Origin of the sequence: Devosia sp. (assembly GCF_017307565.1) — a bacterium.
Lineage (GTDB): Bacteria > Pseudomonadota > Alphaproteobacteria > Rhizobiales > Devosiaceae > Devosia.
This window is the reverse complement of sequence record NZ_JAFKHD010000494.1, coordinates 840-7,532: the sequence shown is the minus strand read 5'-3', so window position 1 is coordinate 7,532 and position 6,693 is coordinate 840. Positions and strand designations below refer to the sequence as shown.

General features: G+C 61.3%; 7 protein-coding genes. All 7 read right to left on the bottom strand.

Annotated elements, in window-relative coordinates; genetic code table 11:
* The coding region (locus J0I64_RS21535; RefSeq protein WP_291412160.1) for a Gfo/Idh/MocA family oxidoreductase at positions 1-861 on the bottom strand (861 nt) is incomplete at its 3' end.
* Positions 862-941: 80 nt separating this feature from the next.
* On the bottom strand, positions 942-2,000 hold the full coding sequence (locus J0I64_RS21530) for a sugar phosphate isomerase/epimerase (RefSeq protein WP_291412158.1): 1,059 nt from the start codon (positions 1,998-2,000) through the stop codon (positions 942-944).
* Positions 2,001-2,139: 139 nt separating this feature from the next.
* A complete protein-coding gene (locus J0I64_RS21525) occupies positions 2,140-3,282 on the bottom strand; it encodes a Gfo/Idh/MocA family oxidoreductase (protein WP_291412156.1) in 1,143 nt (380 codons plus the stop codon).
* Between the two features lie 6 nt (positions 3,283-3,288).
* Entirely contained in the window at positions 3,289-4,038 is a 750-nt protein-coding gene (locus J0I64_RS21520; RefSeq protein ID WP_291412154.1) for a sugar phosphate isomerase/epimerase, read from the bottom strand.
* A 166-nt stretch (positions 4,039-4,204) separates the two neighbouring features.
* A complete protein-coding gene (gene ugpC / locus J0I64_RS21515; protein ID WP_291412152.1) occupies positions 4,205-5,287 on the bottom strand; it encodes a sn-glycerol-3-phosphate ABC transporter ATP-binding protein UgpC in 1,083 nt (360 codons plus the stop codon).
* A 4-nt stretch (positions 5,288-5,291) separates the two neighbouring features.
* The gene (locus J0I64_RS21510; RefSeq protein ID WP_291412150.1) at positions 5,292-6,224 is read right to left on the bottom strand and encodes a carbohydrate ABC transporter permease; all 933 of its coding nucleotides are present in this window, start codon (positions 6,222-6,224) and stop codon (positions 5,292-5,294) included.
* On the bottom strand, positions 6,221-6,693 hold a 473-nt coding region (locus J0I64_RS21505; RefSeq protein ID WP_291412148.1), incomplete at its 5' end, for a carbohydrate ABC transporter permease. The genes J0I64_RS21510 and J0I64_RS21505, both read right to left, overlap by 4 nt.

Below are 6,693 nucleotides of genomic sequence, written 5' to 3'. Positions count from 1 at the left end.
CATGTAGTTCGGGTTGTCCTGACGCCACTCGATGCTGCCCTTGTCGCCATAGACGCGCAGTTGCAAACCGTTTTCGCAACCGACCGCGACCTGGCTCGCCCAGAGCATGCCCTTCGCACCGCCTTCGAAGCGCAGCATGATGTGCACATTATCATCAAGCTGACGACCGGGGACAAATGCAGTCAAGTCCGCTGAAACGGCTTCGGTTTTGAGGCCAGTAACAAAGCGGGCAAGGTTGTAGGCGTGGGTGCCGATATCGCCGATGGCGCCGCCGGCGCCGGAACGGGCGGGATCGGTGCGCCAGGCTGCCTGCTTGTTGTCGTCGGTCGTGGCTTCGGTCAGCCAGTCCTGCGGGTACTCGACCTGGATGACGCGGATCTTGCCGAGGGCGCCTGATGCGACCAGTTCACGGGCCTGACGGATCAGCGGATAGCCAGTGTAGTTGTGCGTCAGGAGGAATTTTGCGCCGTTTTTCGGCTTGATTTCCAGTAGCTTACGCGCATCGTCGAGCGTCGAGGTGATCGGCTTGTCGCAGATGACGTGGATGCCGGCTTCGAGGAAGGCCTTGGTGGGCCCGAAGTGCATGTGGTTGGGCGTGACGATGGACACAGCCTGAATCCCGTCCGGGCGGGCGGCTTCCTTCTGGGCCATTTCCTCGTAGGAGGTGTAGATGCGATCGTCGGCGAGGCCGAGATTTTTGCCCGATTCCCTAGCGACTTCGGGGCGCGAGGAGAGTGCGCCGGCCACCAGATCATAGTCGCCATCGATGCGGGCGGCGACGCGATGAACGTAGCCGATAAAGGCTCCCGTACCGCCGCCGACCATGCCGAGACGAATGCGCTTTGCGCCGTTTTCAGCCATTTTAGGCTCCTTGAACGTTAGCAGACTGCTGCCTTTGAGAGGGTCATTGGCGCGAATGCGTCAATGACCTTCTATTGCACTCAGGAAAGGCCCAGCATCTTGCGGTTGGCAGCCTTGTCGGTGCCGCCCGAGGCGAAGTCGTCGAAGGCGTGTTCGGTGACGCGGATGATGTAGCTCGAGATGAGCTCAGCACCTTCACGGGCACCATCTTCGGGGTGCTTGAGGGCGCATTCCCATTCGAGCACGGCCCAGCCCTTAAAGTCGTTGGCGGCCATCTTGGCAAAGATCGCCGGGAAGTCGACCTGACCATCGCCGATGGAGCGGAAGCGCCCTGCCCGCTCGACCCAGGACTGGAAGCCGCCATAAACACCCTGACGACCGGTCGGGTTGAACTCGGCATCCTTCACGTGGAAGGCCTTGATGCGGTCCTTGTAGATGTCGATGTAGTCGAGATAGTCGAGCTGCTGCAGGACGAAGTGGCTCGGATCGTAGAGCAGGTTGGCGCGCGGGTGGTTCTTCACGCGGTCGAGGAACATCTCGTAGGAGACGCCATCGTGCAGGTCTTCGCCGGGATGGATCTCGTAGCAGACGTCAACGCCGGCATCATCGAAGGCATTGAGGATCGGGGTCCAGCGGCGGGCGAGTTCGTCAAAGGCTTCTTCGACGAGACCAGCGGGGCGCTGCGGCCAGGGATAGATATAGGGCCAGGCCAAAGAGCCGGAGAAAGTGGCGTGCGCGTTGAGGCCGAGGTTCTTTGAGGCCTTGGCAGCGTTCAGCAGGGTCTGGACGGCCCATTCCTGACGAGCCTTGGGATTGCCGTGGACCGAGGCCGGGGCAAAGCCGTCGAAGGCGGTGTCGTAAGCCGGATGCACGGCTACGAGCTGGCCCTGGAGGTGGGTGGACAGTTCGGTGATTTCCAGGCCGTGGCTGTTGACGATGCCCTTGATCTCGTCGGCATAGGTTTTCGAATTGGCAGCCTTTTCGAGATCGATGAAGCTCGAAACCCAGGTCGGAATCTGGACGCCCTTGTAGCCAAGGCCGGCAGCCCACTTACAGATATTGTCGAGATTGTCGAACGGTGCCTTATCGCCCGCAAACTGGGCGAGAAAGATCGCCGGGCCTTTGATGGTGGTGGCCATGAGAATTCTCCTCTTGTGGCCCCGTAAACCGCCTCAGCCGGGGCTCCTTTGACAATGCAGGGCGACGATCGCTCGCCGCCCTGACAAGTTAGTTCGCAGTTTTGACCGGCGCTTGGCGCCTGTCAATGATGTACGTCCATCAAGCCTTGAGCAGAGCCTTGGCTTCCTCGATACCGAGGGCCAGAGGACGCTCGCAGGTGGTCTGCAAAGTCAGCACCTGGCCGGTTTCGCCGGCCTTCAGGAGACCAGTCATCACTTCGACGACATGGAGGGCCACGTCGAGGCCGCAGCGGGCGTTCTGACCGTTCTCGATCGAGAGCATCATGTCGGCAAGGCCGGCGCAGCGGTAGTTGGCGCGCGGGGTTTCCGTGTCGAGGTCCTGGTTCGGCTTGCCGAAGGGATGATCCCATGGCGAAACCGGGGTGCGAATGCCTTCGATACCGGTCGTCGTGAGATCACCGCCGAAGAAGTTCGGATCGGGCACGAAGATCGAACCGTCGGTGCCGTAGAGCTCGATATTGTGGTGGCCGTGAGCCGCCACGTCCCAGCTGGCGCCGATGGTGATGATGGCTCCGGAGTGGAATTCGAGCACGCCATGGATCGTGGTCGGGGTGCCGACCTTGATCGTCGTGCCCTTGTAGGGGCCTTCGGCGCTGACGATACGTTCGGCACGGGCAGAACCGGTGAAGGCCGAGAGGCGCTTCACGGGGCCGAGCAGGTGCACGAGGTCGGTGATATAATAGGGACCGAGATCGAGGATCGGGCCGCCGCCGGGCTGGAAGAAGAAGTCCGGGTTCGGATGCCAGTGTTCCATACCGCGGCTCATGACGTGGGTCGTGCCGCTCATGATCTTGCCGAGCTTGCCGCTGTCGACGATCTGGCGAGCCTGCTGGTGAGCACCGCCGAGGAAGGTGTCGGGAGCCGAACCAACCTTGAGGCCTCGCTCGTCGGCTGCCTTCTTGAGGGCAAGCCCCTCTTCGACGGTCAGCACGAACGGCTTTTCGGAATAGGCATGCTTGCCAGCCGAGACGATATCCGAAGACACCTTGTAGTGGGTCGCCGGGATCGTGAGGTTCACGATCACGTCGATCTCGCTGTTCTTCAGCAGCTCATCGGGGGTCTGGGCCGCAACGCCGAATTCGGTCGCGCGCTTCTGGGCGGCTTCGGGCAGGATATCGGCCACAGCGCGCACTTCGAGCCCCTTGAACAGGGGCGCGAGGCGCAGGTAAGCCGCCGAGATATTGCCGGCACCCATGATGCCGACGCCATAGGTCTTAGCCATTTGAGATTACTTCCAGTTCTTGGCGGCTGCGATGGAATTGGTGGCGAAGCGCTGAGGATCAGACGGCTTGTCGTGTTCGGCGACGAAATACTGCGCCTTGGTCTTGGCCTTCACCTTGGTGATGAGGTCGTCCCAACCGACGACACCGGTACCGACATCGGCCCAGCCGTCTTCGTCGGCCTTTTCACCGGCCGGTGCGATGTCCTTCACATGGACTGCGGTGATACGCGAGCCGTACCTGTCGAACCAGGCGATCGGATCGGCCTTGCCACGAATGACCCAGGCAACGTCGCATTCCCATTCGATCTTGGGAGCGGTTTCGAGGATGATATCCATCGGCAGGCGGCCGGAGGTGGTCGGCACGAATTCGAAATCGTGGTTGTGCCAGCCGAAGCCATAGCCGGCGGCCGTGATCTTTTCGCCGATGCCAGCAAGCGTTTCGGCCAGTTCGATCCACTTGGAGTCGTCGGCGCTGCGCTGTTCGGCCGGGATATAGGGGCAATAAAGGCGCTTCATGCCGATGGTTTCGGCGATCTTGATGGCGCTGTCGGTATCGATGAGCTGATCGAGGCCAAAGTGGCCAGTCGGCATGGTAAGGCCGTTCTTCTTGAGATCGGCAGCCAAAGCTCCGGCGTCGGCGTAAAGACCGCCATAGCCTTCGACTTGGCTGTAGCCAAGGGCCGCGAGCTTGCTCAGGAATTCAGACTGGTTGGGGTAGTTGCGAGCGCTGTAAAGCTGGAATGACAGCTCGGTCATCTTGGCCTCTTTGGTCAAAAGTTGGGCGGGGTCTTGCCGGACTTGGGTAGCCGGGCCAGAGCCCGGTGTCGCCGCGCCCGGGCAGATCGACTGCCGCGAAAGTAATGTGGGAGTGCCTTATCGGCGGGACGGCGCCCCGTGGGGCACCGCCAGGCGTGCTACCTGCTTAGAGGCGGTTTTCGGTTTCCGCGTTGAACAGGGAACCGCGGGCAATGTCGAAACCGATGGTGACGGTGTCGCCCACTGCCAGTGGGATATCGCTGCTGCAGCGGAAGGTGACGGGCGTGCCGGCAACCTTGGTCCAGGCCAGGGTTTCCGAACCCATGGGCTCGACGATTTCGATTTCCGCCTGGGTCTTGAACGGCATGCCCTGAGCCGCATCGCCCAGAAGGATGTGTTCGGGACGAACGCCGAGGACCGCCTTGAGCGAGCCTGCGGGCGAGGTGGAGAAATCATAGGCGCCGACGGGGATCTTGGTGCCATCGGCAGCGGTGAAGGTGCCGGTGTCGACCGAACCGTGGATAAAGTTCATCGACGGCGACCCGATGAAGCCGGCCACATAGAGATTGGTCGGCTTGTTGTAGATGGTGTGCGGATCGGCCAGCTGCTGGATAACGCCATTCTTCATGATGGCGATGCGGTCGGCCAGGGTCAGAGCCTCGATCTGGTCGTGGGTCACGTAGATCATGGTGTTCTTCAGGCGCTGGTGAAGGCGCTTGATCTCAACGCGCAGGTCCGAGCGAAGCTTGGCGTCGAGGTTGGACAGAGGCTCGTCGAAGAGGAAGACGTCGACGTCACGCACGAGAGCCCGGCCGATGGCGACGCGCTGGCGCTGGCCACCGGAGAGGTTTGCCGGCTTGCGACCCAGCAGCGGCTGGATCTGCAGGATTTCGGCGGCGCGGGCGACGCGACGTTCGATCTCGTCCTTCGGCATGCCGGCGACGCGGAGACCGAAGGAGAGGTTCCGCTCGACGGTCATCTGCGGATAGAGCGCGTAGGACTGGAACACCATGCCGATGCCGCGGTCCTTGGGCTCAAGCCAGGTGACGTTCTTGCCCGAGATGAAGATCTGGCCGTCGGAGACTTCGAGGAGCCCGGCAATGCAATTGAGCAGGGTCGACTTGCCGCAGCCCGACGGCCCGAGCAGCACGATGAATTCGCCCTGGGCAATGTCGAGATTGAGGTGCTCGAGCACCTTCACATTGCCGAAGTTCAGCGACAGATCGCGAATGGAAACGCTGTGTTGCATTGGGTTATCCCTTCACCGCACCGGCGGCAACGCCGCGGACGAACCACTTGCCGGATACGAAGTAAACAGTGAGCGGCACGAGGCCTGTCAGCACGGTGGCGGCCATGTTCACGTTGTATTCGGGCGTGCCCTGGGCCGAGTTGACGATATTGTTGAGCTGGACGGTCATCGGGTAGTTCTGCGTGCCGGCGAAGACGACGCCGAACAGGAAGTCGTTCCAGATACCCGTTATCTGCAGGATGAGCGCCACGACGAAGATCGGCAGCGACATGGGCAGCATGATCTCGAAGAAGATACGCCAGAACCCCGCCCCATCGACGCGCGCGGCCTTGAACAATTCCTGGGGCAATGACGCGAAGTAATTGCGGAACAGGAGCGTCAGGATCGGCATGCCGAAGACGGTGTGGATGACGATGACGGCCTGGAGGCTGCCGAAGATACCCAGTTCACGTGTGATCATCACCAGCGGGTAGAGCATCACCTGATAGGGGATGAACGAACCGAAGATGAGGATGGCGAAGAAGACTTCCGAGCCCTTGAAGCGCCAGTTGATGAGCGCGTAGCCATTCACCGCCGCGATGAAGATCGAGACGATGGTGGAGGGAACGGTGATCTTCACCGAGTTCCAGAAGCCGGGGGAAAGCCCCTGGCAGGTCAGGCCCGTGCAGGCGCTGGTCCAGGCCTTGACCCAGGCATCAAAGCTCGGCGCCTGCGGCAGCGCAAAGATATTGCCGAAACGGATTTCGGGCATGGTCTTCAGCGACGTGACGAACATCACGTAGAGCGGGAACAGGTAGTAGAGCGAGAAGAAGATCAGAATCGAATAGATGATGATCTTGCGCGGGGTGAAGAAGGGCTTTGGCCTGGGGCCACGGGCCTCGACGACATTGCCCGAGGTTGCGGGCGCAGAGCCGGCCGTGGTTGTGGTCTGGCTCATGTGCGTTTCCCCTTGCCGCCGAATTCGAGATAGGCCCACGGGATCATGATGATGAGAACGGTCAGCAGCATCATGGTGGCTGCGGCCAGACCCTGGCCGATATTGCCGCCCGAGAACATGTAGTTGAAGACGTATTTGGCTGGCACTTCGGACGAAATGCCGGGGCCGCCATTGGTCAGCGCCACCACGAGATCGTAGAGGCGGACAACGCCAGAGCCGAGGATCACGATGGCCGTGACCAGAACGCCGCAAATCATGGGAAGGACGATGGAAATATAGGTGCGCCAGGTCGGGATGCCGACGACACGCACGGCCTTCCAGACTTCTTCATCGACGCCGCGCAGCCCGGCCAGCATGAGAACCATGCAGAAGCCCGTGCCCTGCCAGAGACCGGCAATGAGCAGCGCGAACAGCACCATTTTCGGATTGGCGATCCAATCGAAGCTGAAATTGGTCCAGCCCAGATTGC

Bases quoted from the DNA above. Each gene is read 5' to 3' on its own strand.
- J0I64_RS21510 (WP_291412150.1), bottom strand. From the start codon at position 6,224: ATGAGCCAGACCACAACCACGGCCGGCTCTGCGCCCGCAACCTCGGGC.
- J0I64_RS21525 (WP_291412156.1), bottom strand. From the start codon at position 3,282: ATGGCTAAGACCTATGGCGTCGGCATCATGGGTGCCGGCAATATCTCG.
- ugpC (WP_291412152.1), bottom strand. From the start codon at position 5,287: ATGCAACACAGCGTTTCCATTCGCGATCTGTCGCTGAACTTCGGCAAT.
- J0I64_RS21530 (WP_291412158.1), bottom strand. From the start codon at position 2,000: ATGGCCACCACCATCAAAGGCCCGGCGATCTTTCTCGCCCAGTTTGCG.
- J0I64_RS21520 (WP_291412154.1), bottom strand. From the start codon at position 4,038: ATGACCGAGCTGTCATTCCAGCTTTACAGCGCTCGCAACTACCCCAAC.